Annotated in this window: 1 protein-coding gene; it reads left to right on the top strand. The window is 58.6% G+C overall.

What is annotated here, in order from left to right; translation table 11 throughout:
• Positions 1–307 (top strand): phage tail tube protein (locus tag FDX22_RS00475; protein WP_146716565.1); only part of this gene is annotated, 307 nt, incomplete at both ends.

The raw sequence follows: 307 nt of genomic DNA, 5'->3' as shown, positions 1-307 counted from the left end.
CCGAACGGCACGGTGGACGTATTTCGTGGCTGGGTCAGTAGCATCGGTAAAGCCGTTACCGCGAAAGAGGTGATCACCCGCACGGTGAAAGTGACTAATGTCGGGCGCCCGTCGCTGGCTGAAGACCGCAGCACGGTCACCCCGGCAACGTCCATGACAGTGACACCGGCCAGTGCGTCGGTGGTGAAAGGGCAGAACACCACCCTAACTGTGGCGTTCCAGCCAGAAGGTGCGACCGACAACAGTTTCAGTGCGGCATCTGCTGACAAAACAAAAGCCAGCGTGTCGGTGAGCGGTATGATCATTA

This window comes from Citrobacter sp. TBCS-14 (assembly GCF_005280805.1).
Classification (GTDB): Bacteria; Pseudomonadota; Gammaproteobacteria; order Enterobacterales; family Enterobacteriaceae; genus Citrobacter; species Citrobacter gillenii.
The sequence above is the reverse complement of the archived record's forward strand: the minus strand, read 5'-3'. Positions and strand labels throughout refer to the sequence as shown.